Below are 26046 nucleotides of genomic sequence, written 5' to 3'. Positions count from 1 at the left end.
TCTACGCGTGCTCTCTACACTAGCCAACAATTTCAGCCACTTGGCACTGCGCATCACCCTGAGCGCGCAGGCCCGGCGGCGGGTTCTGTGGCCGTCCATCCCAAGATGGCGGGCGCAGGATCCCACTAATAACAACCGGAAGCCATGTATGAATGCTCTCACCGCGGGCGGTCACGCCCTTCGTCATGACTGGACCCTCGCCGAGGTTCAGGCCCTGTTTGCCCTGCCATTCAACGATCTGCTGTTTCAGGCCCAGACTGTCCACCGCGCCCACTTTGACCCGAATGAAGTGCAGGTGAGCACCTTGCTCTCCATCAAGACCGGCGCCTGCCCGGAAGATTGCAAATACTGCCCCCAGAGCGCCCGTTACCACACCGGGCTCGAAGCTGAGCGGCTGATGGAGGTGGAAAAGGTGCTGGAGCGGGCCCGCGAAGCGAAGGCCAACGGCTCGTCACGCTTTTGCATGGGGGCCGCCTGGCGCAATCCCAAAGAGAAGGACATGCCCTACATCATCCGGATGATTGAGGAGGTGCGCGGGCTCGGTATGGAGACCTGCATGACGCTAGGGATGCTCACCGCCGATCAGGCGGCGCGTCTTGGCGCTGCGGGGCTCGATTACTACAACCACAACCTCGACACCTCGCCGGAGTTCTACGGCGAGATCATCTCCACCCGCACCTATCAGGACCGGCTCGATACCCTGGAGCATGTGCGCGGCGCGGGCATGAAGGTCTGCTCCGGCGGCATCGTCGGCATGGGCGAGCAGGCGAAAGATCGGGCGGGCCTCTTGATGGCGCTGGCCAATCTGCCGCGCCACCCGGAGAGTGTGCCCATCAACATGCTGGTCAAGGTGAAGGGGACGCCGCTGGAGGATCAGGAGAACCTCGATCCGTTCGAATTTATCCGCACCATCGCCGTGGCACGGATCATGATGCCCGCCTCCCATGTGCGCCTCTCTGCCGGGCGGGAGAAGATGAATGAGCAGATGCAGGCGATGTGCTTTATGGCCGGGGCCAACTCCATTTTCTATGGCTGCAAGTTGCTGACCACCCCCAACCCGGACGAGAACAGCGACATGCAGCTGTTCAAGCGACTCGGTATTCGTCCCGCCCAGCGGGCCCAGAAACCGGATCAGGTTCAAGAAGAGGAGCTGCTGGCCGAGGTGAGCCGCCAGAGCGAGCCCACCGAGATGTTTTATGACGCCACCCGCCCCCGTGCAGGGGCCGCTCGGTCATGAACGGCCCTGCAGTAACGGGCCCCTTTGGGTTGAGCGCGGCGCTGGCCGGGCGCGAACAGGCTGGCCTGCTGCGCAACCGCATCGCGACCGACGGGGCGAGTGGCGGGCGGCTCAGGGTTGCAGGGCGCGACTACCTCAACTTTTCCGCCAACGACTATCTGGGACTGGCGGATCATCCCGCCATCAAGGCCGCCTTCAACGCGGGGATTGAGCGTTATGGCACGGGCTCCGGCGCCTCGCCGCTGGTGACCGGTTACAGCCGTGCCCACCAACAGCTTGAGGAGACCCTGGCCGAGTGGCTCGGGGTGGAGGCGGTGTTGCTGTTCAACTGCGGCTTTTCAGCCAATCAGGCGGTGCTCAAAGCGCTGCTCGGCAAGGAGCATCTGCTGTGGCAGGACAAACTCAACCACGCTTCCCTGCAGGAGATGGGCAGCCAGCTCCCCTGCAAGATGAAGCGCTTTGCCCACAATGACATGGCGGCCCTTGAGCGGCAGCTTGAGCCAAGTCGCGGATTGATTGTGTCGGAAGGGGTGTTCAGCATGGACGGGGATCAGGCCCCCTGGCGCGAGCTCGCAACCCTCGCCGCCCGGAGCGGCAACTGGTTGATGATCGACGATGCCCACGGCCTCGGCGTGCTGGGACCCGAGGGGCGCGGCACCCTGGCGGCGCAGGGGGTGAACCTGGCCAGTGTACACATCCAGATGGGCACCTTTGGCAAGGCGCTCGGGGTTGCCGGTGCCTTTGTCGGCGGCAGCCGCGAGCTGGTGGAGTATCTGGTCAACTTCGCTCGCCACTATGTCTACAGCACCCATATGCCCGCCGCGCAGGCTTATGCGGTGAGCAAGAGTATCCAACTGGTACGCGCCGCCGAGGATGCCCGCGCCCATCTTGGCCAGCTGATCGCCCGCTTCCGGCAAGGGGCAAAGGCGCAGGGTTGGCAACTGGGGGCGAGCGACACCCCGATCCAGCCGCTGCTGGTGGGGGAGAGCGTTGCTGCTTTGCAACTGGCCGAGCGGCTGCGGGATCGCGGCGTCTGGGTGAGCGCCATCCGCCCGCCCACTGTGCCGGTCGGTACGGCCCGGCTGCGCATTACCCTGAGCGCGGCTCACCGCGAGCAGGATGTGGATCGCCTGCTCGATGCCTTGGGGGTCTGCCCTGCAGCGACAACGCTTGGGGAGACTCACCATGACTGAGCGTTTTCAAACGGTCGACAAGGCGCAGCTTGCTCGCCGTTTTGGCGCCGCCGCTCGTCACTACGATGCCCACGCCGGCTTTCAGCAGGAGGTGGGGCAGGCGTTGCTGGAATGGATGCCGAGCAGGCCGGTTGGCACTGATCTGACGGTGAGCGGGCTGGATCTGGGCTGCGGTACCGGCTTTTTCTTGCCCCAACTGGCGAAGCGTTGTCATCAGCTGGTGGGACTGGATCTTGCCCCCGGCATGCTGGCGCAGGCCGCCTTGCGTGACAGCTGTGCTCGCCTGCTCTGCGGCGATGCGGAGCAGCTTCCTTTCGCCGATAACACATTCGACTGGGTTTTCTCCAGTCTGGCGCTGCAGTGGTGCGAGCGTCCGGCCCAGGCTTTTGGCGAGCTGCTGCGGGTGGTCAAACCGGGCGGCCAGATCTTTTTCTCGACCCTGCTCGATGAGTCGCTCTGGCAGTTGCGAGCCGCTTGGCAGCAGCTTGATGGTCGCGCCCATGTCAATCGCTTCCTCAGCCTGCCACAATTGGAGCAGGCGCTGGCTAGCGCTGGGGTATCTGCTCCCGAGCTGCGTTGTATCACCTGGGATCTCGCCTATCTTGAATTGCCGCAGTTGTTGCGTGATCTCAAGGGGATTGGGGCCAATCAGGTCAATGACAATCAGGGGAGTGCCGCCCCCGCCGGTCTGAGCGGGCGCGCCAGATTGCAGCAGCTGGCGCAGGCGTATGAGGCGTTTCGCCAGCCAGATGGCAGGCTGGTCGCCAGTTATCGGGTGTGCCTCGGCCGTCTCAGCAAGCCTCGCTGAGCGCTGGGAATCGCATTGTGTGCAGGGTAGTCAACGGGCCCTGCCAAGGAGAGAACCGTATGAAATCATTCTTTATCACCGGCACCGATACCGATGTGGGCAAGACGCTGGTGGCGCGCACCCTGCTGCGCGAATTTAGCGCACAGGGAATCAAGTGTGCGGGTTACAAGCCGGTCTCGGCCGGATGTGCCCGCACGCCCGAGGGGCTGCGCAACCTGGATGCCGTTCTGTTGCAGGAGGCGGCGAGCCTGCCGCTGCCCTATGAGGTAGTCAATCCGTTCGCCTATGAGCCGCCGATTGCGCCCCACATTGCCGCCAGCGAGGCGCGCCAGCCTATCACCATGCAGGGGTTGAGCGAGGGGCTACGCAAGATTGAACAGGCCGGGGCCGAACTGGCGGTAGTGGAAGGGGCGGGGGGCTGGTATCTGCCGCTCGATCGCAAGCATCTGCTGTCGGACTGGGTCAAGCAGGAGAACATGGCGGTGATCATGGTAGTGGGGGCCAAGTTGGGTTGCCTCAACCATGCGCTGCTCACCTTTGCCGCCATTCGCAATGATCAGTTGCCGGTAGCGGGGTGGGTAATTAATCGGCTCCATGGTTCCATGAGCCATTATCAGGAAAATCTGGACACCCTGAGGGGCTTGCTGCCTGCCCCCTTCCTCGGCGAAATTCCGTTTATAAACAATCCGCTTGAAGCCGATTTGCAGGGGCGTCTCGATATCTCGCCGCTACTTTGACGGCATATTCAGCGAACATTCATCGAATCTCCCTAGAATGTCGACATTAACATGATCAGGTGGGGATCCCGAGTGATCCCCGGTCATGTCCCTTATCTTCACAAGGAGTCTATATGAAGCGAATTATGCTATTCCTGGTGACCAACCTGGCCGTCATGCTGGTGCTGGGGGTGGTACTCAATATTCTGTTCTCGGTTCTGGGGATCAACAAGTCCAGCATTTCCGGGCTGTTGGTGTTCTGTGCCGTGTTCGGTTTTGGGGGTTCCTTTATCTCCTTGCTGATGTCCAAGTGGATGGCCAAGCGCAGCTATGGCGTCCAGGTCATCGAGCAACCCCGTAACGAGACCGAGCACTGGCTGGTGAGCACTGTGGCCCGTCAGGCCCGCGAAGCGGGCATCAAGATGCCGGAAGTGGGGATCTACGACTCTCCCGAGATGAACGCCTTTGCCACCGGCGCCCGCCGCGATGATTCGCTGGTGGCGGTCTCCTCCGGCCTGCTCTACAGCATGAGCCGTGACGAGGCGGAAGCGGTACTGGCCCACGAGGTTAGCCACGTTGCCAATGGCGACATGGTGACCCTGACCCTGATCCAAGGGGTTGTGAACACCTTCGTGATGTTCTTCGCCCGGATCGTGGCTGGCGTGATCAGCAACTTCTTCAGCTCCAACAACGAGGAAGAGAGCAGCAGCACCGGCGGTTTTGCCTACATGATCACCGTGTTCGTGCTGGAGATGCTGTTCGGTATTCTGGCCTCCATCATCGTCATGTGGTTCAGCCGTCAGCGCGAGTTCCGTGCCGATGCCGGTGCCGCCAAGCTAGCCGGTCGTGACAAGATGATTGCCGCCCTTGAGCGACTCTCCCGCGGTGCCGAGCCGCAGCTGGAAGGCTCCATGATGGCCTTTGGCATCAACGGCAAGCGCTCCATGAGCGAGCTGTTCATGAGCCACCCGCCCATCGAGCAGCGTATCGCCGCCCTGCGTGGTTGATAGATACTGAATGACGGGGAATACCCTGAATAAAAAACGGCTGCCTTCGGGCAGCCGTTTTGCTTTTCAGCGTTCTTTAAAGCTTGAAGTGCCCCATCTCCTGGCGCAGCACCCGTGACAGCTGCTTGAGCTTGGCCGCCTCTTGAGATACGTGACGGGCGGCATCCCCCGATTGCTCGGAGAGAGAGGTGATGTTGCCGACGGTAGAGACCACCTCGTTGGCGGCGGTCGACTGCTCGCGCAGGGTGTGGCTGATCTCCCCCATCAGGCCGGTGAGGTTGGAGGCGTGGCTCTGGATGCTGGCGATCGCCTCGCCGGTCTGGTTGGCCAGCGTGACCCCGCGAGAGACGTTGTTGACCGTGTTCTCCATGCTGCGGATGGAGGCATCGGCCCCGCTCTGGATCTTGCTGATCATCCCGGTGATCTGCTGGGTTGAGGCCGCCGAGCGACTGGCCAGATTGCGCACCTCGTCGGCGACCACCGCAAAGCCTCGACCCTGTTCACCAGCCCGCGCCGCCTCGATGGCCGCGTTGAGGGCCAGCAGGTTGGTCTGATCGGCGATGCCGCGGATCACCCCGATGATCTCCGAAATCTGCTGGGTATGGCCGTTGAGCTCGGAGATGGTGCTGGCTGCATCCCCCACCGTGGTGGAGATATTCTCGATGCTGCCAAGCGTCTCTTTAATGACCCCTGACCCCTCCTCCAGGGTATTGGCGGAGACCTTGCTCAGCTCGTCGGCATGGGTGGCATTGTCGGAGAGGTGGCTGATGCTCACCACCAGCTCCTCGATGGCGGCGGCCATGGTCTGGGTGCTGGTTTGCTGATCGGTGGCAAACTGGGCAGTCTGCTCGGCGATCTGGGCGATGCTGTCGGCAGAGTGGGACAGCTCCTCGGTGGAGTGGGAGACCTTGGCGATGATCCCCTTGAGGGTGGTCTGCATGCTGCCAAGCAGACCTATAAGACTCTCTTTCGATCCTGGCGGCACCTTGATGGGGCGCGAGAAATCCCCTTCCGCCATCATATGGAGATCGGTCTTGAGCTGTTCGACCGAGGTGCCCACCAGATCGAGCAGGGAGCGATAGGTGCGCCAGAGGAAGAACATCAACACCAGACCGAGGGCGATAAAGAGATAGCGCAGCATATCGGTATTGGCGATGGCGCTCTCGACTGCCTCATGGTTGCGCTGCTCCATCATCACGTAGAAGTCATCGATGGGGGACATGATGCGCCCCTTGTTCTGGTGATAGGCCTTGTCATGCATCATGGCGATGGCTTTTTGCTGGTTGGCAACCGGATCGCCATCGCTCTGCTGCACCAGCTTGAAGGCGGCGACCTCGGTATTGACCAGCGCATCCGAGTTGTTTTTGGCCTCGTTCAGTTTGGCGAGCTCCCCGTCGGTGAAACCGGCATCCTTCATCAGGTCGATCAGGCCACGGCGAACATTGCTGTCAGGGCGGGGATTCTGGCCGTTGGCGGCGACAAAGTCCCAGTAGATACGGTTGTAGCCATCCGGCCTCGGTTGCTCGCCGTTGCGAATGGCCAGGATCCGCATGTACTGCTGCTCGTAGGCTGGATCCTTGGTGATGACGTAGGTGCGCCCGAGTCGGGTCAGATCATCGGAGGATTGGCGCAGTTCGTCGGCCAGCAGGTAGGAGACATATTGTTGTCGATAACTCTCTTCCAGTTGTTTCCCAGCCCAGCTGTAGGCGAAAAACACCAGTGACAGCAGGATCAGGGTGATGACGGATAGCAGCAGGTTGAGCTGAAAGGCGGGCTTGTTCTGTTCCATGGTATGGGCGTCCTTTCCCTATGGCTGAGTGTCGTATGGAGCATCGCCAAGTCAATGGCTGGCAAGGCTTTTTGCTCTCAGAGTATAGGAAGGGAAACTCACTGATGAAGGCCGTGGGGACAAATTAAGGGCGGATCAGGTGAACAAGTGTGGATAAAGATGACCGGGGTCAATTCCCCGGTCATCTGGAGTGGCGTGAGTTAATGCGGCCCGATCACCCGATCATAGGATTTCAAGGTCGGTGAGCGGCACGGCGCAGCAGGCAAGGATCTTGCCCTCTGCCCGCTCGGCGGCGGTGATGGCGGGGGCATCCGGGTGGTCAACATCACCGGAAACCAGCGTCTGCTTGCAACTGCCGCAGATGCCGGCGCGGCAGCTCCATGGCAGCTCTACGCCTTGCTTGTTAGCCTGATCCAGCACTGTGCCCTGATTGTTGCCGGTAAAGGTTTGGGCGCCGATACGTAGTTGCACCGCCTGATGGGGGCGGGCCACCGAGAGAATGGCGCCGCCAAAACTCTCCTGTTTGATCCGTGCGGCTGGAACGCCGAGGGCCGCAACTTTGGCGGCAGCATCGGCCATAAAACCGTGGGGGCCGCAGATAAAGACCTCTTTTTCGGCCAGCCCTTTGATCAGTTGCAGATGCTCATCATTGAGTCGCCCTTGCAGCCCCTGCCAGTGATTGTCCGGCTGGCTCAGGATCAGGGTGAGGGTCATCCCCTGCTGCGCCATGGCGTGCAGTTCGCTGGCGGCGGGAATGTCCGCTTCGCTGCGGCACAGGTGCATAAAGTGAACCTCTTCCAGCTCCCCGCGCAGGGTCAGGGTGCGGGCTATCGCCAGCATGGGGGTGACGCCGGAGCCTGCGGAGAGCAACAGGAGGTTGCGCTCGCGGCCCAGGTGAAACTCGCCCTCGGGGTTGGCGGCCAGCAGCCGATCACCCACCTGCAACTGCTGGTGCAGCCAGTGGGAGATGCGGCCACCCTCCACCTTCTTGACGCTGATGCCGTAACGCTCCGGATGAGCTGGCGTGGAGCTCAGGGTATAGCGGCGCTGAACCCGCTCGTTTTTGATATCGAGGCTGATGGGCAGATGCTGGCCCGGCAGGTAGTCGGGCAGAGGCTCGCCATCGGCTGCTTCGAACCAGAAGGTCTCCAGATCCCGCGCCAGCGGTTCGCGGGCCACGCAGACCAGCTCCCGCTTCTTCGGTGCGGCGGCGGGATAGACCACCGGTCTGGTGCGCTCCAGCACCTCGATCTCGCTGCCTGCCTCAATCCATCCCTCGTTCAGGGCGATCAGGTTCTGGCCGAAGTAGACCTCGCCATCCTCGCCACGGCGGTAGCGGGTAAGGGTGGCCAGCGGTTCTTTCAGGGCGTTGAAACGATCGGTGCCCGCTTCCACCGTGGTCATGATGCAGCGGCTGCAGGGCTTGACCACCTTGAATTCCACCTCGCCGATGCGGATGCGCACCCAGCTGTCCTCCTCGAAGGGCTGGGTATTGCTTGCCACCAGATTGGTGCGGAACTGGCTCATCTGGTGCAGCGCATCGGAGCGCAGATTGAGATCCTCAAGGGAAGCCTGGCTTATCAGCAGCAGCGGATAACCGTCGGCAAAGCTGACCCGGGTGCCGGTCTTCTCGCGAAAGCGATCAGAGGTTTCACCCAGCCAGAGCAGTTGCACCGTCTCCCCTGTCACCCGGCTTAGCCACCCATCGGCTTTGGGGTCGGTGTGCAGGGCGGTGAAACGGTCGCTCCAGACTCCGGTAGCTTGCGGGGCGCGGCTGAAGTCGGTCTCTTGCAGGGTGAGGGGTTCAAAGCCCGGATAGCGCAGTTGCAAGCCTCCTTCGATGGGGGTGGCCACGACCTGTTGCAGCTGGGGATGGGTACGGGCGGTGATAAAGGTGCCGTCCGGTTTGACCACCATGTAGCGGCGATCCCCTGCCAGTCCCTCTTCGGTCACCTGGGCGCGAGCCAGCGGCATACCTGCAGTCGATTTGATGGGGTAGAGGTGAATGCTGTCTAGCCTGGGCATCTTCATATCCTTGTGACGCGGCGCGATCGCCTGGAAAAAGGGGAACATAACGGTTCCCCGGCGATCCGGCAATCCTTTCAAGGGGGCGGTCTATAGTTGGGAAAAGAGAACAAGAGGGCATCGGGATGAAAATAAGCTGGTTGCTGGCGGGGAGCCTTTTTTGCCACGGGCTCTGGGCGCAGGAGCTGACCCTGACCACGGGAGAGTATCCCCCTTACTGCTCCGAGACGCTGAAATATCAGGGGCTAATCCCTCATGTGGTGAGCGAGGCATTCAAGAGTGAGGGGGTGAGCGTCAAGTTCCAGTTTCTGCCCTGGAAACGGGCCTTTCGCTTGTCGGAGGAGGGCGTAGTGGATGGCACAGTCCACTGGTATGAGTCGAGCGAGCGGCGCAAAACCCATCTCTACAGCGATCCCATCCTGAGCGAGACCTACGTCTGGTTCTATCTCAAGTCCGATCCGCTGGAATGGCGTGGCTATCAGGATCTGGCGGATCGCAAGCTGGCTGCGGTCAGTGGCTATACCTACAATGCAGATTTTTTTGCAGCCATCGCGCAGGTGCCGCTGCAGGTGCAGTTCGTCACCCGGCTGCGCCAGAGCTTTGATCTGCTGCTCTCCGGCCGCGCCGACCTGACCCTGGAGAACATAGATGTCGGCTACTACTCCCTGCGTCAGTTCTACCCGGCCAGCACGGTCGATCTCTTTGCAACCCATTCAAAACCCGTGATGAAAGTTGAAGGTCATCTGTTGATCAGCCGCAAGCGCGCCAACGCTGAAGAGCTGATCAAAACCTTCAATCGGGGGCTCGCCAAACTGAAAGCCAGCGGTCAGCTGGAGAAGATGTTACTTGAGTCACGTTCTGGTCTCTATGAACCATAAAGTGCAACATTTTTTGATCCTGATTCGCTAATCAGTACAAAAAAGCGGCCATTATCGACTCAGTTCCCAGTTTCTAACGCTTTCGCTTCTTCCCCATCCGGCCACCGTCCGCCTCGGCTACACGGTATCAAGCGCCATCGGGTGGGGCCTGTCACACAAAAAGAAGAAAGCAATGTATGAGCAAACAACTGGACATGACCCCATTGCCGGATCTCTCCCTGAAAACGGGAACAGGCCCGGTGCGTACCCGGCTACCTGTCTGGCGGCCGGCCCTGCCACCCTGCAATCACGCCTGCCCGGCTGGAGAAAATATCCAGGCCTGGCTCTCTTTGGCGCAGGCCGGCCGTTTTGAGGCGGCGTGGCAGACCCTGATCGAAGAGAACCCCTTGCCCGCCATTCATGGCCGGGTCTGCTACCACCCCTGCGAGAGCGCCTGCAACCGCGGTCAGGTGGATGAATCCGTCTCTATCCACGCCATCGAGCGCTTCCTCGGCGACGAGGCGCTGGCCCGTGGTTGGCAGCCCGCAAACCCTGCCCCTGCCAGCGGCAAGAAGGTGCTGGTCATTGGCGCCGGTCCCTCCGGCCTCTCCTGCGCCTGGCACCTCAACCGGCTCGGCCATCAGGTGGAGATCCGCGAAGCGGGGCCGCTTGCTGGCGGCATGCTGCGTTTCGGTATTCCTGCTTACCGCTTGCCCCGCGACGTGCTGGATCGGGAGGTGGCCCGCATCGTGGCGGCCGGGGTGACCCTGACCCTCAACCACAAGGTGGAGGATGTGCTGCGCGAGCGTGACGAGGGGGGCTTTGATGCCGTCTTTATGGCCATCGGCGCCCATCTGGCCAAGCGGGTCGATATTCCGGCCCGGGAAGCGGGCAAGATCCTCGATGCGGTGAGTTTCCTCGAGCAGGCGAGCCTGGCCGAAGAGCAGGGCTTGCCACCACCCAAACTGGGACGGCGGGTAGCGATTTATGGGGGTGGCAATACCGCCATGGATGCGGCACGTACCGCCCGCCGTTTGGGCGTTGAAGAGGCAATGATCATCTACCGCCGCGACCGGGACCATATGCCTGCTCACGCCTTTGAAGCCGATGAGGCCGAGGAGGAGGGGATCAAGATCAACTGGCTGCGCAGCATCCGCCAGCTCGATAGCACCAGCATCGAAGTGGAGGTGATGGCGCTGGATGCCGAGGGCAAGCCGGTGCCCACCGGCAAGTTTGAAACCCTCGAAGCGGACTCCCTTATTCTGGCGCTCGGTCAGGAGGTCGACCTATCGGTGCTGGAGAGCATTCCCGGCGTGCGGGTCAACAAGGAGGGGGTGGTACAGGTGGCGGGTAACCTGATGACGGATGTGCCGGGTCTGTTTGCCGGCGGCGACATGGTGCCCTCCGAGCGCACCGTCACCATCGCCACCGGCCATGGCAAGAAGGCGGCGCGCCATATGGATGCCTGGCTGCGTGGTCGCCACTATCACAAACCGCTCTCCTACCCGCTGGTGGGGCCGGAGCAGTTGCAGCTCTGGTTCCAGACCCATGCCCCTGCCAGCAGTCAGCCGGTCAAACCGCCCTCGGCGCGGGACGACTTTGGCGAGATCATCGGCGGGCTGGATGAGGTGGCCGCCCGCTACGAGGCGGCGCGCTGCTACTCCTGCGGCAACTGCTTCGAGTGTGACGGCTGCTACGGCAGCTGCCCCGAGCAGGCCATCGCCAAGTTGGGGCCGGGTCTGGGGTATCAGGTGGATGCCGAGCGCTGCACCGGCTGCGGTGCCTGCCACGACCAGTGCCCTTGTCACGCCATCGAGCTGCGCCAACCGGAGGAGTCCCAATGAAACATGAACTGATCATGGTTGACGGCAACGAAGCCGCGGCCCGGGTGGCGTACCAGCTGAGCGAAGTGTGTGCCATCTACCCCATCACTCCGAGCTCGACCATGGCCGAACTGGCCGATGCCTGGGCGGCAGAAGGGCAGACCAACCTGTGGGGTAACATCCCCACCGTGGTAGAGATGCAGAGTGAAGGGGGGGCGGCTGGCACGGTACACGGCGCCCTGCAGGCGGGGGCGCTCGCCACCACCTTCACCGCCAGTCAGGGACTGATGCTGATGCTGCCCAACATGTACAAGATCGCCGGTGAATTGACTTCGGCGGTGTTCCATGTGGCGGCCCGCTCGCTGGCGGCGCAGGGGCTGTCGATTTTTGGTGACCATCAGGATGTGATGGCGGCGCGCAGCACCGGCTTTGCCATGCTCGCCTCCGGCTCGGTGCAGGAGGCGCAGGACTTGGCCTTGGTTGCTCACAGCGTCACCCTGCAGTGCCGGGTGCCCTTTATCCACTTCTTCGACGGCTTTCGCACCTCCCACGAGGTGAACAAGATAGTCGCGCTGCATAAAGATGAGATCCGGGCCCTTATCGACAACGACTGGGTACGCGCCCACCGTGCAAGGGCCCTCAACCCGGATCATCCGGTGATGCGTGGCACCGCCCAGAACCCGGATACCTATTTCCAGTCCCGCGAAAGCGTCAACCCCTTCTACGAAGCGGTACCGGCGCGGGTGCAGCAGTGCATGGACAACCTCGGCGAGCTGACCGGCCGCCACTACCGGCTGGTGGAGTACCACGGCGCGCCCGATGCCACCGACGTCATCGTCCTGATGGGCTCGGGGGCCGCCACCGCCCGTACTACCGTGGATTGGCTCAACCGGCAGGATCGCAAGACCGGGGTGCTGGTCATTCGCCTCTATCGCCCCTTCCCGGTACAGGCGTTGCTCGATGCGCTACCCGCGAGCGTGCGGCGCATGGCGGTGCTGGATCGCACCAAGGAGCCGGGGGCGGGCGGCGAGCCGCTGCTGCTGGATGTGCAGAGTGCCCTCATCGACGGCTTGCAGCGCGGCCTTATCAAGCGGTTGCCGTGGCTCAGTGGCGGTCGCTACGGCCTCTCTTCCAAAGAGTTCACCCCCGCCATGTGCGCGGCGGTATTCGAGGAGCTGGCATCCGATGCGCCGCGCCCGCGCTTTACCGTGGGGATTGTCGATGATGTGTCGGGCCTCAGTCTGGCATGGCACCCCATAGGCGATCTGGAGCCCGCCAGCCGGGTGCGGGCGCTCTTCTTCGGCCTCGGTGCCGACGGCACTGTGGGCGCCAACAAGAACAGCATCAAGATCATCGGCGAGCTGGAGGGGTTCCACGCTCAGGGCTACTTCGTCTACGACTCCAAGAAGTCTGGCTCGCGCACCGTCTCCCACCTGCGCTTTGGCCCCGAGCCCATCGACGCCCCCTGGCTTATCGAGCAGGCGAGCTTTATCGGCTGCCACCAGTGGGGTTTTGTCGAGTCGGTCGATCTGCTGGAGCACGCCGCCGAAGGGGCGACCCTGCTGCTCAATGCCCCCTATGAGCCTGACCGGGTCTGGGCCGAGCTGCCCGAGCGGCTGCGCGCCCGCATCCGCGCCCTTGATATCCGCCTCTACTGCATCGATGGGGATCGGGTGGCCGAGCGCAACGGCATGGGCAATCGCATCAACACCATCATGCAGACCTGCTTCTTCGCATTGGCTGGCATCTTGCCGCGGGATGAGGCGATTGCGCTGATCAAGGAGAGCATCGAGAAGAGCTATGCCCGCAAGGGGCCCGATGTGGTCGAGCGCAACTTCGCGGCGGTGGACGACACTCTGGCCCACCTCCATCAGGTGGCCATCCCGGCCGGTGAGGAGCAGATCAGCGACTATCCGCTGCCGCTGGCACCGGGTGGCAGCGAGTTTGTCCAGCGCGTCACCGGCGAGATGCTGGCGGGGCGCGGCGATCTGATCCCTGTCTCCATGCTGCCGGTGGATGGCACTTACCCCACCGCCACCAGTCGCTTCGAGAAGCGGGATATCGCCCGCGAGATCCCGATTTGGCATTCGGATATCTGCATCCAGTGCGGCAACTGCGTCTTTGTCTGCCCCCATGCGGCGCTGCGGGCCAAGTTCTACCATCAGGACTGGCTGGCGACCGCCCCCGAGGCAGCGCAGTCGGTGCCCGTCACCGCCAAGGGCTTCCCCGACAGCCGCTACACCTTGCAGCTCTATCCGGAAGATTGCACCGGCTGCGGCCAGTGCGTGCAGGCCTGTCCGGTGCGGGCTGGAGCGGATGAAAGCCATGAAGGCGAGCGCGCCATCGCCATGATGGACAAGGCGCCGCATCTGGCTGGTCAGAAACAGGCGCTGCGCTGGTTCGAGAGCCTGCCGTGGCCTGCCCGCGAGCGGGTGGATTTCTCCACGGTGCGCGGTGCCCAGTTCCTCGAACCCCTGTTCGAGTTCTCCGGTGCCTGCGCGGGTTGTGGCGAGACACCTTATCTCAAGCTGCTGACCCAGCTGTTTGGCGATCGCATGCTGGTGGCCAATGCCACCGGTTGCTCCTCCATCTATGGCGGCAATCTGCCGACCACGCCGTGGGCCAAGAACAGCGAAGGGAAAGGGCCGGCCTGGTCCAACTCCCTGTTCGAGGACAACGCCGAGTTTGGCTTTGGTTTTCGTCTCACCGCCGATCAGCATCACGGTCAGGCGGTGGCGGCTCTCGAAGCGATGAAGGGGGAACTGGGTGAGGCATTGGTCGAGTCGCTTATCAACGCCCCGCAGCGGCTGGAGTCGGAGATCCGCGCCCAGCGCACCCGGGTCGCGCAAGTGCGCGAGCGGCTGGATGAGGTGAAATCCGGCAAGGCTCGCGAGCTGCTGTCGCTTATCGATCAGCTGGTGCGCCGCTCGGTCTGGATCATCGGCGGCGATGGCTGGGCCTATGACATCGGCTCGGCGGGGCTCGATCATGTGCTCGCCTCCGGACGCGATGTGAACGTGCTGGTGATGGATACCGAGGTCTACTCCAACACCGGCGGCCAGATGTCGAAATCGACCCCGCTCGGTGCCGTCGCCAAGTTCGCGGCGGGGGGCAAGACGCTGGCCAAGAAGGATGTGGCGTTGCAGGCCATCTCCTACGGCAACGTCTATGTGGCCCGCATCGCCTTTGGTGCCAACCCGCAGCAGGCGCTGCACGCCTTGCGTGAGGCGGAGGCCTATCCGGGCCCGTCGCTGATCATCGCCTACAGCCACTGTATCGCCCACGGCATCGATATGGAGTTTGGCCTGACCCAGCAAAAACGCGCCGTGGCCTCCGGTCACTGGCCGCTGATGCGCTACAACCCGGTACTGCGCAGCGCGGGGCAGAATCCCTTCAGTCTCGACAGCCTGCGTCCCTCCATCCCCCTTGCTGAATACCGGCAGGAGGAGACCCGTTATCGGGTGCTGGCCCAGAGCCATCCGGAGGAGGCTGAGCGGCTGATGCAGGTAGCGCAACAAGTGGCGTGGCAGAAGTGGGCCACCTACGAGGAGATGGCCACCCGCGAAGCCAGCCATTTCCATCCGCCGGTGTGATGGTGAAGTGAGTGAAATATAACCAAGCGGGCCATTGGCCCGCTTTTTGGGGATGTATGAGATGTATTTATAAGGGACTTGGCCGTAAGCATGGGTACTGTAATAGCGATTTTTTTACAATGATTTTGATATAGTAGGTTTAAGTTGTAAGGGAGCAGAGTAAGAAACCATTGTGAAAGAGATGCAAGAATTATTTGGGTGAGTGTTATTTAATTTTGTATCATTACTGGATGAGATGAAAAGGAGCTGTACAATTGAACTGTAGTCCAAGACTGGAGGATTCTTTAAATAGAAAATGCAAATTTAAATCTGATTGTAGTTTGCTTTGTTTAATCCCCTCCTTCATTCGTCAGTAAGTTAAAATTATCATTGGAATTATTTTTTATGTCAATACAAGGTATTACAATGAGCTTAGATGACGCAAAGAATAGAATTGATCTCTTAAAGCATTTCGACTATTCGTTAAGATTACTTGACAGTAATTATCAGGAGCTTATATCTGTAATTGACTTTTTGTGTAATGAAAAAGTTGGACTTGAGCTATTCGCTGTGGTTAATCGTTGGAAATTGGAAGAGGTACTAACTCATCTTGGTTTTAAACTACATAATTATGTATGTGCCGCAAAATCTTTAATCGATCACTCAAGGGTTTTGTATAGTAGGGTTTATAAAGAAAAGGAACATATATTTGATGACTATGAAGTAGAGGTCAAAGCTCGTTTTGATGAAAACAATCTAAGTAAGTTTATAGAGTTTTTAAGAACTTACTGCCAGCATGAGAAATTACCATCAATCGGTACTGTAATGAGGTTCGACTCTCAATCGAATGAAGGTTTTATCTTCTCTGTTACTATGGACTCAACAGAATTGCTTAAGTCTAGTAGTATAAAATCTCAGGCTAAAAGATTTATCAGAGCTCAGGGAGATAGCATAGACCTGAGAAGAGTAATTGATGATTATCATACTCAAGTTAGAGATTTTTATCAGTGGGTGAGAGAGAGGCAGCAAGAGATTCATAGTACAGATATTTCATTAGTAAACATTAAGTATCGGGAGGACCGAATTAACGCTATTCACAGTTTTATCGAATTTTATCCTATGCATGAATGCTCTGGTACAGTAAGAGAACGATTGTGTACAGTCTTAGCTAAAGATAATTATAGAGATCTAGATCAATACGGAGATGATGACATTAAATGGTTAGAGTCGGCGATAAATATTATTGAAAATGATGTCGAGCTTCCCGAAACCATTAAAGTTTCACTTAGACGTAAAGTATGCGCTTGACCAGTTAATCAATTTCGCATTTTCAGTGTATGAAACCGAACGTATGACCCAATCATACCTATTTAGCCTCATTTTCTATCTGCCAAATGAGGCTTCCTTTTCCTACCAAGGCAGGTAAGCTGCGGGGCAAATAGCGTCAAGCAGGAGAAGGGACCATGACAGAACAACATATCGCCGGGACGATCGGCATTCTGGGGGCGGGTTGGCTGGGGCTGCCGCTGGCGCGAGCCCTGCTGGCGGCTGGCAAGCAGGTGGCGGTGACGGTCAGCAGCGCCGAAAAAGCGGCCCGTTTGCAGGGGGAGGGGATCAACGCCCATCCGCTGACCATCTCTGCCAACATGGGCTCTGCCGAGATGCCCGTTGCTGATCAACAAGCGCCGTGGCCCATCCCCTGCGAGAGTCTGGTGATCTGCGTACCGCCCAGCAAGACCGATGACTATCCGCAGGCGGTGGCAAGGGCCTGCGCGTTGGCCAAAGCGAGCGGCACCCGGCGGGTGCTGTTTGTCAGCGCCACCTCGGTATGGGGGGCGGGGCAGCAGGAGGGGGAAGAACCCCAACCGCGCCATGCCCGTGGCGAGCGGATGCTGGCGGCGGAGCAGGCGGTGCTGGCGGCCGGTTTCGAGACAGTGATGATAGTGCGTCCCTCCGGCCTTTATGGCCCGGATCGCCATCCCGGCCGTTTCCTCGCGGGCAAGACTCTCGATGGCGGCGCCCAGTCGGTCAATCTGGTCCATCTGGACGATGTGGTGGCAGCTTGTATGTTGCTGCTGGAGCGGGGCAAGGACGGGGACGTCTTCAATCTGAGCGCGCCGGTGCATCCGAGCCGCGAGCAGTTCTACCCCTTTGCGGCGCGTCAGCAGGGGTTGCCAGTGCCGGTCTTTATCGAGCCTGCCGGTGAATTTCAGCCCATCGACGGTCAGCTGATTTGCCAGCAGATGGGATTCAACTATCGCTGGCCCGATCCGGCCCACTGGTTTGCCGAGCTCGCCGCCTCGGGCAATTGAGGTTTGCCAAGGGGGTGATCGCCCCCTATCATGCCGCCATCCATGAGAGAGAGGCGGTAATGATGGTAGATACAAAACGTCACCCCGATGGGGAGTTGTTGCTGAGAACCCTGGCAATGCCAGCCGATACCAACCCCAATGGCGACATCTTTGGTGGCTGGATCATGTCCCAGATGGATATAGGTGGGGGCATTATGGCCAAGGAGCTGGCAAAAGGACGTATTTGTACCGTATCCGTCGAAGGCATGACCTTCCACAGTCCAGTCAAGGTGGGCGATGTGGTCTGCTGCTATGGCCGCTGCATGAAGATCGGCCGCAGCTCCATGAAGCTCAAGCTGGAGGTGTGGGTCAAGCCGGTACTGCGGGAGAACGATGCCCAGCGTTACTGTGTGACCGAGGGGATCTTCACCTATGTCGCCATCGACGAACAGGGCAAATCCCGCCCGGTTCCGGTGAGTGCCTGATTAAATCAGCCGGGCATTGATGATGGATATTTCCTGCTCAAGCCCGGTTTTTTGCCGTATCATGCGTTCCAGCATCTCTTCCGAGCCCACATATTGCAGGGTGTCAAACAGGCAGAGATCGCATTGAGGGTCCCGTCTTATCTGATAGACGGTGGCCAGCTCCACTTGATGACAATTTCCTTGTTGATCATAAAACGTCACGTTATACCGAAGTTCTTTCGCCATGAGACAAGGTCCTTCTGGTTGGGTGGAACAGGGACTATCAGCTTAGTCGGCGTGGATGACGTTTGTGATGGTCGCAACAAAAAGCAAAGGCGGGCGGTTGTTAGCCAATGAAAAATAGTTATCGCATTCTTGGCACCTCCCTGCTGACCCTGGGGTTGGTAGGCTGTTTTGAGGTGCCGGATCAGAACCATCTGGTCACAGCTCAAGGGATTGTGCCGGGACTCGACTGCCAGCGTCCGCCGCTGGTAGCGTTGGCGACCACGGCGCTGCCCCGTGAATTCGGGGTGACGGTGTGGAATCTCTACAAGGGCCAGCGCAAGAACTGGCGTGAAGGGATGGACAGTTATGCCAAGGGGCAGGATCTGGTGCTGCTGCAAGAGTCGGCCACCCGTCCCGATATGCTTGACTGGCTGCGCGCCGGTGATTTCCAGTGGCAACAGCTGCAAGCCTTCACCCAGGGCGGCGTGTCGTTCGGGGTAATGACGGTGGCCAAGACCCCACAGGCGTTCGTCTGTGGCGTGCGCTCCCCCGAGCCTTTGCTGCGCATCCCCAAATCCGGGCTGGTTAGCCTCTATCCGCTGCAGGGCGATCCTGACGGCGTCATGGTCATCAATATCCATGCAGTCAATTTCGAGCTGGGGATGGCGACCTTCCGCGAGCAGCTTAACGATTTGACTGCGCTGGTGCGCCGCCATCAGGGGCCGGTGATCCTGGCCGGTGATTTCAACACCTGGAGCGACAAGCGCCAGTTCTGGTTAAGCAAACTGGTGGACGAGCTGGGCCTGCAAGAGGCCGTGCCGGTGCCTGACTTGCGTCGCACCGCCTTCGGTCGCCCGCTGGATCACCTCTACTACCGCAATCTGGACCTGGTTGAGGTGAGTTCACCGGCCACCGACAGTTCGGATCACAACCCCATCATTGCGCGCTTTGCCGCCCAGTCTGTGACCCCCTGATCGGGAATGATGTGTGCGTGTTGCCCATAAAAAATCCGGCGCCTGATGGCGCCGGATTTTTTTATACGCTCTGGCAGTCAACCCACTCGGGATGACCCGCAAGAATTACTGGTAGAGACCCAGATTCGCTTTGGCGTAGGCTTCGAAATCGGTGCAGCCACCGATGTGCTGCTCATCCAGGAAGATCTGCGGCACGGTATTGACCGGCTTGCCGGCGCTCTTGGCCAGATCTTCTTTGGTGATCCCTTCGGCATGGATATCCACGTAGCGGAATTTGAAGTCATCGCGCTGTTCGGTCAGCTGCTCGGCGATCTGTACGGCACGGACACAGTAGGGGCAACCCGGGCGACCAAAAATCACTGCAAACATATTTTCTCTCCGTTTTTTAAGCCGTTTATGTATGGCCGTTGATATGAGGCAGGCAACAGCATAGCCCTGCCTCGTGGCGACTTGAAGCCGAAATTATCGATACCCTGATTCGAGTGGGCCTATTGGCTCAGCTCTCGTCGGCGATCTGGATCGGCTGCTGCTGATAGATGCTCTCCAGCACCCCCTTTTCGAATACAGTCCAGGGCCACGGCGCCTTGCTGGCACGGTAGCGCTCATGGGTGGCCGGATCTTGGGACAGGCCACGCTGGAACATCACGAATGCCTTGCGCTGGCCGCCTGCCGTGTCGATAAAGCCCACCAGATTGGAGGTGCCGGTGATGGTACCTGTCTTGGCGTGGACCTTGTTCTTCATCATGGGGGCGGTGACGCTGCGGCGCCACGCCAGGGTGCCATCCACCTGAGAGCTTGGCAGCAGTTTGATCAGGCCAAGTTCGGCATCATTTTTCTGGATGAAGTTCAGCACCGACATCATCTGACGGGCGCTGATGAGATTGTGAGCGGAGAGACCGGAGCCATCTGCTAGGGTGGCGTTGCCCAGATCGATGCCGTTCTTGGTCAGGATGGCGCGCACCGCCATGGTGCCGCTGCGATAGCTGCCCGGCTTGTTGTAGTAGTGACGGCCCACGGTTTTGAGGAAGGTGTCGGCATAGAGGTTGTCCGATTTCTTCAGCATCTTGGCCAGCATCACCGGCAGGGAGACCGAGTAGTGGGTGCCGAGGGTCTCAGCCCCTTCAGGGGCCTTGTGGGTGACCCGCAGCAGACCATCATGCTTGATACCGGCCCGGTTCATCGCCCAGCGGATGTTGTCCCAGCCCCAGGCTTCCACGTCGTGAATGGCGAAACGCAGTCCCTGCGGCTCCTTGTTCGGAGTAATGCAACCCTTGAGCTCGTAGAAGTTGCCCTTGGCCATGTCCACTTCCAGTGCGCAGAACTGGCGCGCCATGTCGCCATAGCTCATCACCTCCACGTTGTCGGCACCGATGCCGATGGGGACGCCGGTGGCCACGTTGCCGACCGCCGGTTTGCCAATCTGGGTGGCAGTGATGGTGCCGTAGGCGCAGTTCTTGTCGATGATGACCGAGGAGACGGGCGCGGCGAAGCAGAGGGTCTGATCCCCCCACGACCAGCCGTTGCCGCGCTCGTAGCCGTTGTAGGCGCCGGTGTTGACGTAGACATTGCCCTTGATGCTGGTGACGCCGAGTTGCTTGAACAGGGCCAGCAGATCCATGCGGGAGAGGGTGGGGTCGCCGACGAAGTTGATCCAGATATCGCCGTTGATGGTGTCACCCTGTTTGGCACCGGGTTGGGCCTGAATGTCAGTGGCGAAGCGGAAATCGGCACCCAGCTCGAGGCGGGCTGCCAGCGCAGTGAGCACCTTCATGGTGGAGGCGGGGGCGATCATCTGATCCGCGTGGCGGGCGAACTCGACGCCGTTATTGCCCTGCACCATGATGGCGTACTGGCCACCCTGAGGGGGCGTCAGCGGGGCGGCGTGAGCCGCCAGAGAAGAAAAGAGAGCACAAAAACCAATCAACAGCCGCTGCATAACATCCTCTAACGTGACGAAGGGGCCGGCAGTGGTGCCGACCCTGATAATTCAACCCGCCGATGCGGGATCGACGGGGGTAATGCAATTCATGCCATGTATGCCGGTCGCCATCATGTCATCGAGTTGGCGGTACGATAGCGACCCTCATAATCAAAAATTTTCTCTTTTATCTGCCAGAAGCGACCCGATTTGCGGGCGATAACAAAATCCGGATGACGGAACTGGCTTTGCGCGGCCAGCACGCTCGCCAGGGTGGCAAATTCGGGCTCCAGCCCCGGGGCGGGCCAATGATGACGCACAAAGTGCTGTTGAAACAAGCGCCGTGCGCCCGGGGAGTGAAATCCGAAGTATTCACTGAGGGTCAGCCCATCCTCATCGTGGTAGGTCACCTCCAGCCGCTCCCCTTGTTTGCCGCGCCCTGCTGTGAGGGTTAGCCCCGCACAGCGGATCACCATGCAATCCTTGAGATTGAGCGCCTCTTTGAGCTTGTCGTCAGGGTCCACCAGCAGCTGATCGCAGCTCTGGCAGCTGCGGGCGGCGATGTCGTTCTCCGCACCGCAGCCGGGGCAGATCTTGGCGCGAAAGCGGTAGTCACACTCTTCGCGGTTGCCCTCGTCATCTTCAAACAACCCCTGACAGCGGCGTCCGTAGTGCTCGATCACCTTGCCATCCTCGTCGGTCTTGCCCCAGAAGGTGTTGGCAAAACCGCAGGCGGGGCAGGGCACCTGTACCGGCTCGGTACCGGCATGGGGGCGAGGCTCCCCCACTTCGGGGGCGAACAGGTTGAAGTTGTTGCCCGCATAGTCGAGCACCAGACAATCCTCCTTGCCCGGCGAGAGGCGCAGGCCCCGCCCCACGATCTGCTGATAGAGGGAGACCGACTCGGTGGGGCGCAGCATCACGATAAGATCGACATGGGGGGCATCGAAGCCGGTGGTGAGCACCGCCACGTTGACCAGAAACTTGAGCTCGCGCGCCTTGAAGGCGCTGATGAGGGCATCGCGCTCCGGCCCCGGCGTCTCGCCGGTGATAAGGGCCGCCTGCTGACCTCTGGCGCCAAGCAGGCCGTGAATTTCCCGTGCATGCTCGACGGTGGCGGCGAAGATCATCACCCCCTGCCGGTCGGCGGCATACTCCAGCACCTGACTCAGGATATGGGGTGTGACCCGCTGCTGGCGTTTGAGCTCGCCGTTGAGATCTGCCTCGCTGAAGAGGCCGTTCTCCCGCGGCACCAGCTTGCTGAAGTCGTAGTGGACGATGGGGGCATCCACCATGCGCGGCGGCGTCAGATAACCGTTTTTCACCATGAAGCGCAGCGGCAGCTCGAACACGCAGTCGCCAAACAGCCGTTCGCCGTGGCTCTTGACCATGCCGTGATAGTGGCGCCGGTAGATCCAGCCCAGCCCCAGCCGATAGGGGGTGGCGGTGAGGCCGAGGATCTTGAGGGCCGGATTGGCAGCCTTGAGATGGTCGATCACCTGATGGTACTGGCTGTCGTCATCGAGCGAGACCCGATGGCACTCGTCGATGATAAGCAGCGAAAACGCCCCGTCGAAGGCAACCAGATTGCGCGCTACCGACTGCACCGAGCCAAACACCACCTGGGCGCTCGCCTCCTTGCGATCCAGCCCTGCGGCGAAGATGTCGGCCTTGAGCCCCCACGCTTCGTACTTGGCGTGGTTCTGCTCCACTAGCTCCTTGACGTGGGCCAGCACCAGTACCCGACCACGCGCCTTGCGGGCCAGCTCGGCGATCACCAGACTCTTGCCAGCCCCGGTGGGCAGCACAACCACAGCGGGATCCGGGTACTTGCGAAAGTGGCTGATAACGGCGTTGACGGCGTCGGTCTGGTAGGGTCTGAGAACGAACATGCAGGTTTGGTGCGGGGCTTGGCAGGATGGCGCCATTATAGGGGTCTTGCCGCCATAAAAACAGCGGGCCGGCATGATGCCGGCCCGTTGAATACATTGCGTGCTTAGTGGAAGGGGAAGAGGTAGTTCATCCAGCTTGCCATGCGCAGCAGCACTTTGCGCATTACAGAAACATGGTGGAAATACTCGGTATAGACAGCGGCTTGCCCGCTGGCACCGGCAATCACCTGATACTTGGCCCACTCGGGGTCGGTGATGGAGATGAGCACCGGCATGCGGCCCGGGCGGATAGCGCTGGTCTGATCCAGCAGCATGGCGTTGGCCTGCACGTTACCGGCGGCAATGGCCGGGATCACGGCGGTCACCTTGCCCTTGAAGATCTTGCCGGGAATACCGTCGATCACCACTTCGGCCTCATCACCCACCGCCAGACGCTGCATGCTGTTCTGCCAGAACCAGCCAACATAGGCAGTCTCATCTTTGTGGATGAAGGTCATCACCGGACGGTACATGAAGGGGGTGGCGATCATGCCGGGACGCAGGGCAAGCTGCACCACATGGCCATCGCTTGGGGCATAGACCACGGTCTGGGCCAGCTGGTATTTGGCTTCATCGAGCTGGGCCTGCAGATCTTCCAGCGTGGCGCGTTGCTGATCCATCTGGGCGGCGATCTCGTCTACGCTCGCCTGAGTCACGTCGAGGTCACGCTGCTTGCCGACGCCGCGGCGCATCAGGTCACTGGCGCGATCTCTGTCCAGTTTGGCGGAGCGTAGTCTGGCGTCAATGGACTTGAGTTGATCCTTGTTGGCATCAAGTCGGGCGCTCAGGCTCTCCACTTTCAGTCTGAAAGGCTCGTCATCGAGGCGAAACAGCACATCGCCCTTCTTCACCGGCTGGTTGGCTTGTACCGGCACCTCGACTACCCGGCCCTTGACCAGCGGTACGATAGGGGTGGAGAGGTAGTAGTTGCGCGCCATCTCGGAGTAGGGGTGGTTGTAGTTCATCAGCATGATGAGGGTGCCGATGAGCACCACACCACCCAGCGCGGCAGTCGGAACAGTCCACTTGTTGAGCGGGATGCGGAAGATTTTGAAAATGGCTACACAGAGTGCCGTATAGGTCAGGATCAGTAGCAGGTCCATGATTTATCCCTGTTGCTCTTGCTGTTCGATATGGTTGAGACGGCCCTTCAGTTCAGCCAGCTCTTCTCTGAGGGCCGCGATATCATCTTCATCTTTTTGCAGGCGCTGGTTAAAGCCCCAGCCGCGATCGGGGCGATAGATGGTTGCCCAGATCCAGAGGAAAGGCCACAACACATGCAGCGTAAACAGGCTGACCCAGCCGGCAACATGGATGGCATCCTGATGGGGATGATTGCGATGTTTGGCGATTTCGTAAGGAATATCGTGGATCACGATGATTCCGTAGAAGATGACCAGCGCGACAAAGACGAGCAGGCCAAGGGCAAAGTAATCAAGGAACATGTATAACCTCCATTGGCTTTAAGCACAGCTTTATCATTGATTCATATATTCGGGAAAGCAATTTAAAATCACATATTTATCGTCAGGCCGAACGGAATCTTAAGGGCTTGTGCTGTATAGGAGCTTAAGGGAATAACGTTGTTTTATTGGTTTTTTTATCAATTAAAAAGGGGCCTTTTGGCCCCTTTTTTACCACCTCAAGTCAGACATCACCCTTCACTGGGATTGCTAACCAGTGGTTGGCGGAACTTCATCAGGAAGGCCACGGTAATGGCCGCTGTGGCAGTCAGGCCGATGATGGTGGAGGTCCCCATCTCCAGCCCGAACCCGATGGGGGCGTTGGCCAGATAGGTGATCACCACAGCAGTCATGAACATGGCGGGAATGGTGCAGATCCAGTGCAGCTTGCCCTCTTTGATGAGGTAGGCAGCCGCAGCCCACAGCATGATGACGGCGGTGGTCTGGTTGGCCCAGCCGAAGTAGCGCCAGATCACCCCGAATTCAGCCTTGGAGATGATGAAGCCAAGGATAAACATGGGGATGGCGATCAGCAGACGCTTGGCCAGCGGCTTCTGGGTCATCTTCAGGAAGTCCGCCACGATCAGGCGAGCACTGCGAAACGCGGTGTCACCGGAGGTGATGGGCAGGATCACCACGCCGAGGATGGCCAGAATGCCGCCGACTGTGCCGAGCAGGCTGGTGGAGACTTCGTGTACCACGGCTGCCGGGCCGCCGTTGGCCATGGTAGCGTTGAGTGCTTCGGTGCTGTCGTAGAAGGAGAGACCCAGGGTGCACCAGATAAGGGCGATGATCCCTTCACCGATCATTGCACCGTAGAAGATGAAACGGCCAGATTTTTCGTTCTGCATGCAGCGCGCCATCAGTGGTGACTGGGTGGCGTGGAAGCCTGATACCGCGCCACAGGCGATGGTGATGAAGAGCAGCGGCCACAGTGGCAGCTCGGTCGGGTGCAGGTTGGAGAAGTCCATCCCGGTGTTGTAGAAGCCTTTGCCGGAGGCGATCAGGCCAACGATGAGGCCGACCGACATGAAGACCAGCAGGGCGCCGAAGATGGGGTAGAAGCGGCCGATGATCTTGTCGATGGGGACTATGGTCGCGAGGATGTAGTAAGCAAAAATCGCCACAATCCAGTAGACCAGATCGGTGGAGGTTAGGTTGGCGAGCAAGCCGGCCGGGCTCAGCACGAATACCACGCCCACCAGCATCAGCAGCACCACGGCAAACAGGTTCATGAAGTGCTTGGCAGCGGTGCCCAGATGTTCACCGACCACGGTTGGCACCGAGGCCCCCTTGGCGCGTACCGACAGCATGCCGGAGAAGTAGTCGTGAACCGCACCGGCGAAGATGCAGCCAAAGACGATCCAGAGCATGGCGACCGGGCCGTAGAGGGCACCCAGGATGGGGCCGAAGATGGGGCCGACACCTGCGATGTTGAGCAGTTGAACCAGATAGACTTTCTTGTCCGACATGGGGACATAGTCCACCCCGTCAGCCATGGTGATGGCGGGGGTTTTCAGCTCGGGTTTCGGGCTGAATATCCGTTCGATGAATTTGCCGTATATGAAGTAGCCGGCCACAAGTAAGCCGACACAGAGGAAAAACCAGATCATTGCTACGCTCCTGCATTGTTATTTTTTAGTGTGCAGAGCGAGTCTAAAACGGTTGCGCCTGACTGGCAGGTGAAACTCCCCGAGCGGCGCTTTGGCGCGTCGAGCGGTCGGCGGCTGTGATCAGGCGCACACTCCGCGGC

21 protein-coding genes are annotated in these 26046 nt (G+C 60.0%); 12 read left to right on the top strand and 9 right to left on the bottom strand.

Annotated features, from left to right (window positions below; translation table 11 throughout):
* The first annotated feature begins 148 nt into the window (after positions 1-148).
* The 5 genes from bioB (at position 149) to htpX (ending at position 4961) form a co-directional block, all read left to right on the top strand.
* Entirely contained in the window at positions 149-1237 is a 1089-nt protein-coding gene (gene bioB, locus ACTG2O_RS18640) for a biotin synthase BioB (RefSeq protein ID WP_124929797.1), read from the top strand.
* Positions 1234-2430 (top strand): 8-amino-7-oxononanoate synthase, encoded by a 1197-nt coding sequence (gene bioF, locus ACTG2O_RS18635; RefSeq protein WP_439976462.1) that lies wholly within the window; start codon positions 1234-1236, stop codon positions 2428-2430. The genes bioB and bioF overlap by 4 nt, the downstream gene beginning before the upstream one ends.
* Positions 2423-3238, top strand: coding sequence for a malonyl-ACP O-methyltransferase BioC (bioC, locus tag ACTG2O_RS18630; RefSeq protein WP_439976461.1), 816 nt, complete (start codon positions 2423-2425; stop codon positions 3236-3238). Before bioF ends, bioC begins: the two co-directional genes overlap by 8 nt.
* A gap of 59 nt (positions 3239-3297) precedes the next feature.
* On the top strand, positions 3298-3975 hold the full coding sequence (gene bioD / locus ACTG2O_RS18625) for a dethiobiotin synthase (protein ID WP_439976460.1): 678 nt from the start codon (positions 3298-3300) through the stop codon (positions 3973-3975).
* 113 nt (positions 3976-4088) lie between these two features.
* Positions 4089-4961, top strand: a complete 873-nt coding sequence (gene htpX / locus ACTG2O_RS18620; protein WP_005337890.1) for a protease HtpX — start codon at positions 4089-4091, stop codon at positions 4959-4961.
* A gap of 76 nt (positions 4962-5037) precedes the next feature.
* On the opposite strand, the gene ACTG2O_RS18615 is transcribed toward htpX, so the two are convergent.
* Together ACTG2O_RS18615 and ACTG2O_RS18610 are read right to left on the bottom strand one after the other, a co-directional pair.
* The gene (locus ACTG2O_RS18615) at positions 5038-6750 is read right to left on the bottom strand and encodes a methyl-accepting chemotaxis protein (RefSeq protein WP_429089148.1); all 1713 of its coding nucleotides are present in this window, start codon (positions 6748-6750) and stop codon (positions 5038-5040) included.
* 222 nt (positions 6751-6972) lie between these two features.
* Entirely contained in the window at positions 6973-8823 is a 1851-nt protein-coding gene (locus ACTG2O_RS18610; protein WP_429218739.1) for an MOSC N-terminal beta barrel domain-containing protein, read from the bottom strand.
* A 77-nt stretch (positions 8824-8900) separates the two neighbouring features.
* Here ACTG2O_RS18610 and ACTG2O_RS18605 point away from each other — a divergent pair, with 77 nt between their 5' ends.
* The 6 genes from ACTG2O_RS18605 to yciA all read left to right on the top strand — a co-directional run bounded on the left by ACTG2O_RS18605 (position 8901) and on the right by yciA (position 17803).
* Positions 8901-9653, top strand: a complete 753-nt coding sequence (locus ACTG2O_RS18605) for a substrate-binding periplasmic protein (protein WP_075115481.1) — start codon at positions 8901-8903, stop codon at positions 9651-9653.
* A 176-nt stretch (positions 9654-9829) separates the two neighbouring features.
* Positions 9830-11476 (top strand): NAD(P)-binding protein, encoded by a 1647-nt coding sequence (locus ACTG2O_RS18600; RefSeq protein ID WP_439976459.1) that lies wholly within the window; start codon positions 9830-9832, stop codon positions 11474-11476.
* Entirely contained in the window at positions 11473-15048 is a 3576-nt protein-coding gene (gene nifJ / locus ACTG2O_RS18595; RefSeq protein ID WP_439976458.1) for a pyruvate:ferredoxin (flavodoxin) oxidoreductase, read from the top strand. The genes ACTG2O_RS18600 and nifJ overlap by 4 nt, the downstream gene beginning before the upstream one ends.
* Before the next feature lie 405 nt (positions 15049-15453).
* Positions 15454-16335: a hypothetical protein gene (locus tag ACTG2O_RS18590; RefSeq protein WP_439976457.1), complete on the top strand. Its 882-nt coding sequence runs from the start codon at positions 15454-15456 to the stop codon at positions 16333-16335.
* A 155-nt stretch (positions 16336-16490) separates the two neighbouring features.
* Positions 16491-17339, top strand: coding sequence for an NAD-dependent epimerase/dehydratase family protein (locus ACTG2O_RS18585; protein ID WP_439976456.1), 849 nt, complete (start codon positions 16491-16493; stop codon positions 17337-17339).
* Between the two features lie 59 nt (positions 17340-17398).
* Entirely contained in the window at positions 17399-17803 is a 405-nt protein-coding gene (gene yciA / locus ACTG2O_RS18580) for an acyl-CoA thioester hydrolase YciA (protein ID WP_005337875.1), read from the top strand.
* On the opposite strand, the gene ACTG2O_RS18575 is transcribed toward yciA, so the two are convergent.
* Positions 17804-18028: a hypothetical protein gene (locus tag ACTG2O_RS18575; protein WP_005337874.1), complete on the bottom strand. Its 225-nt coding sequence runs from the start codon at positions 18026-18028 to the stop codon at positions 17804-17806.
* Between the two features lie 107 nt (positions 18029-18135).
* On the opposite strand from ACTG2O_RS18575, the gene ACTG2O_RS18570 reads away from it, so the two are divergent.
* Positions 18136-18981 (top strand): endonuclease/exonuclease/phosphatase family protein, encoded by an 846-nt coding sequence (locus ACTG2O_RS18570; RefSeq protein ID WP_005350508.1) that lies wholly within the window; start codon positions 18136-18138, stop codon positions 18979-18981.
* 105 nt (positions 18982-19086) lie between these two features.
* On the opposite strand, the gene ACTG2O_RS18565 is transcribed toward ACTG2O_RS18570, so the two are convergent.
* The 6 genes from ACTG2O_RS18565 to ACTG2O_RS18540 form a co-directional block, all read right to left on the bottom strand.
* Positions 19087-19383 (bottom strand): GrxA family glutaredoxin, encoded by a 297-nt coding sequence (locus ACTG2O_RS18565; protein WP_223849348.1) that lies wholly within the window; start codon positions 19381-19383, stop codon positions 19087-19089.
* Positions 19384-19477: 94 nt separating this feature from the next.
* Positions 19478-20917 carry a D-alanyl-D-alanine carboxypeptidase/D-alanyl-D-alanine endopeptidase gene (dacB, locus tag ACTG2O_RS18560; RefSeq protein ID WP_005350510.1) on the bottom strand — a complete coding sequence of 480 codons (1440 nt, stop codon included), beginning with the start codon at positions 20915-20917 and terminating at the stop codon, positions 19478-19480.
* A gap of 113 nt (positions 20918-21030) precedes the next feature.
* The gene (locus ACTG2O_RS18555; protein ID WP_026034941.1) at positions 21031-22791 is read right to left on the bottom strand and encodes a DEAD/DEAH box helicase; all 1761 of its coding nucleotides are present in this window, start codon (positions 22789-22791) and stop codon (positions 21031-21033) included.
* Between the two features lie 104 nt (positions 22792-22895).
* Positions 22896-23933 (bottom strand): HlyD family secretion protein, encoded by a 1038-nt coding sequence (locus tag ACTG2O_RS18550; protein WP_019445440.1) that lies wholly within the window; start codon positions 23931-23933, stop codon positions 22896-22898.
* A gap of 3 nt (positions 23934-23936) precedes the next feature.
* Entirely contained in the window at positions 23937-24275 is a 339-nt protein-coding gene (locus tag ACTG2O_RS18545; RefSeq protein ID WP_005344404.1) for a DUF3302 domain-containing protein, read from the bottom strand.
* 209 nt (positions 24276-24484) lie between these two features.
* Complete coding sequence (locus tag ACTG2O_RS18540) at positions 24485-25906, bottom strand: carbon starvation CstA family protein (RefSeq protein WP_019445441.1); 1422 nt, start codon at positions 25904-25906, stop codon at positions 24485-24487.
* Between the last annotated feature and the right edge of the window lie 140 nt (positions 25907-26046).

The sequence above is a fragment of the Aeromonas sp. 61P genome, from assembly GCF_051919545.1.
Lineage (GTDB): Bacteria > Pseudomonadota > Gammaproteobacteria > Enterobacterales > Aeromonadaceae > Aeromonas > Aeromonas veronii.
The sequence above is the reverse complement of the archived record's forward strand: the minus strand, read 5'-3'. Positions and strand labels throughout refer to the sequence as shown.

Coding starts and splice junctions, on each gene's coding strand:
- ACTG2O_RS18545 (WP_005344404.1), bottom strand. CDS start 24,275: ATGTTCCTTGATTACTTTGCCCTTGGCCTGCTCGTCTTTGTCGCGCTG.
- bioB (WP_124929797.1), top strand. CDS start 149: ATGAATGCTCTCACCGCGGGCGGTCACGCCCTTCGTCATGACTGGACC.
- bioD (WP_439976460.1), top strand. CDS start 3,298: ATGAAATCATTCTTTATCACCGGCACCGATACCGATGTGGGCAAGACG.
- ACTG2O_RS18585 (WP_439976456.1), top strand. CDS start 16,491: ATGACAGAACAACATATCGCCGGGACGATCGGCATTCTGGGGGCGGGT.
- nifJ (WP_439976458.1), top strand. CDS start 11,473: ATGAAACATGAACTGATCATGGTTGACGGCAACGAAGCCGCGGCCCGG.
- yciA (WP_005337875.1), top strand. CDS start 17,399: ATGATGGTAGATACAAAACGTCACCCCGATGGGGAGTTGTTGCTGAGA.
- ACTG2O_RS18550 (WP_019445440.1), bottom strand. CDS start 23,933: ATGGACCTGCTACTGATCCTGACCTATACGGCACTCTGTGTAGCCATT.
- bioF (WP_439976462.1), top strand. CDS start 1,234: ATGAACGGCCCTGCAGTAACGGGCCCCTTTGGGTTGAGCGCGGCGCTG.
- htpX (WP_005337890.1), top strand. CDS start 4,089: ATGAAGCGAATTATGCTATTCCTGGTGACCAACCTGGCCGTCATGCTG.
- bioC (WP_439976461.1), top strand. CDS start 2,423: ATGACTGAGCGTTTTCAAACGGTCGACAAGGCGCAGCTTGCTCGCCGT.
- ACTG2O_RS18570 (WP_005350508.1), top strand. CDS start 18,136: ATGAAAAATAGTTATCGCATTCTTGGCACCTCCCTGCTGACCCTGGGG.
- ACTG2O_RS18600 (WP_439976459.1), top strand. CDS start 9,830: ATGAGCAAACAACTGGACATGACCCCATTGCCGGATCTCTCCCTGAAA.
- ACTG2O_RS18605 (WP_075115481.1), top strand. CDS start 8,901: ATGAAAATAAGCTGGTTGCTGGCGGGGAGCCTTTTTTGCCACGGGCTC.
- ACTG2O_RS18610 (WP_429218739.1), bottom strand. CDS start 8,823: ATGTTCCCCTTTTTCCAGGCGATCGCGCCGCGTCACAAGGATATGAAG.
- ACTG2O_RS18555 (WP_026034941.1), bottom strand. CDS start 22,791: ATGTTCGTTCTCAGACCCTACCAGACCGACGCCGTCAACGCCGTTATC.
- ACTG2O_RS18575 (WP_005337874.1), bottom strand. CDS start 18,028: ATGGCGAAAGAACTTCGGTATAACGTGACGTTTTATGATCAACAAGGA.
- ACTG2O_RS18590 (WP_439976457.1), top strand. CDS start 15,454: ATGAGCTTAGATGACGCAAAGAATAGAATTGATCTCTTAAAGCATTTC.
- ACTG2O_RS18615 (WP_429089148.1), bottom strand. CDS start 6,750: ATGGAACAGAACAAGCCCGCCTTTCAGCTCAACCTGCTGCTATCCGTC.
- ACTG2O_RS18540 (WP_019445441.1), bottom strand. CDS start 25,906: ATGATCTGGTTTTTCCTCTGTGTCGGCTTACTTGTGGCCGGCTACTTC.
- dacB (WP_005350510.1), bottom strand. CDS start 20,917: ATGCAGCGGCTGTTGATTGGTTTTTGTGCTCTCTTTTCTTCTCTGGCG.